General features: G+C 73.6%; 1 protein-coding gene. It reads right to left on the minus strand.

Features of this window, described 5'->3' with window-relative positions; translation table 11 throughout:
• A partial coding sequence (bcsZ, locus tag F3J14_RS35040) for a cellulose synthase complex periplasmic endoglucanase BcsZ (protein ID WP_168736421.1) occupies positions 1 to 1,140 on the minus strand: 1,140 nt, incomplete at both ends.

Below are 1,140 nucleotides of genomic sequence, written 5' to 3' on the forward strand. Positions count from 1 at the left end.
CCGAGATTGCACCAGGCGAGGCCACCGTGTCCCTCCCCGGCGCTCTTCCGATCTGGCCGCGCATGGACGACCCTCCCAGCGCGCGTCGAGCGACCCGTCCGCGCCGAACCGGTAGCGGCCGTCGCGCCAGCCGAGGCCGAACAGCGTCAGCACGCTCGTGTAGTAGCCGGGCGCCGACTGGCGTGCGAGCGTATCGGCCCGCGCGGCCTGCGCATCGGCGAGCGCCTGCTGGCCGCGCGCGTCGAGGAACGGCACGGCCGCCGCGGAGAAGCCGCCGTTGCCGTCGTTCGGCCCCGCGACGCCGGTCGTCGTGTCGACCTTCTCCGGCGGCGCGCCATGCGCGGCAATGTAGTCGGCAAAGGGGGCAAACCGCGCGAGCAGCGGCGCGGCGAGCGGATCGGCGCGATCGAGCATGCCGGCCCACAGGTACACGCGGATCGCGTTGTACGCGCTTTCCGCGCGGGTTTGCGGATCGGGCCCGAAGCCGGCGCCCGCGCGATACAGCGCCCAGTCCGGCGAAAAGCCCTTCGGCGCGGTGTCGAGCAGCACGCGGCCGGTGCTGGCCGCGAGCGCGGCCCAGCGCCGATCGTCGGGCAGGCGCGTGGCAAGCCCGCGGATCACCTGCGGCGGCGAATAGCTCGGGTTCACGCGCCATTGACCGTTGGCCAGCTTGAAGCCGGTCGGCCCGGGCAGCAGCGTGAGGCCGAGGCCGGGTACGCTGGCCGTCTCGTCGTCCAGCACGCGCTTCGCGAGCAGCGCGCCGCGCGCCGTGTAGCTGCGCTCGCGCCACAGCCGTCCGGCTTCGACGAGCGTGTACGCGATCCACAGGTCGGCGTCCGACGCCGCGTTCGCGTCGAGCACGCGCCAGGCGCCGTCCGGCGCGCGGCCCCACAGCCACGCCGGCAGACGGGCGCTCAGGTCGCCCTGTGCGAGGTTGTTCTCGGTCCATGCGAGGATCGTGTCGAACGTGCGCCGGTCGTTCGCAACCAGCGCGAAGAACAGTCCATACGCCTGCCCCTCCGATACCGTGCGCGAATCGGCCGAGCCGACGTCGATCACCCGGCCGTCGGCCGACACGAAATCGCGCTTGAACGCGTCCCAGCGCGGCCACGCCGCGCCGCATTGCACGTCGGCCGCGCC

The sequence above is a fragment of the Burkholderia sp. Tr-862 genome, from assembly GCF_011753085.1.
In the GTDB taxonomy this organism is placed as follows: Bacteria; Pseudomonadota; Gammaproteobacteria; order Burkholderiales; family Burkholderiaceae; genus Burkholderia; species Burkholderia ambifaria.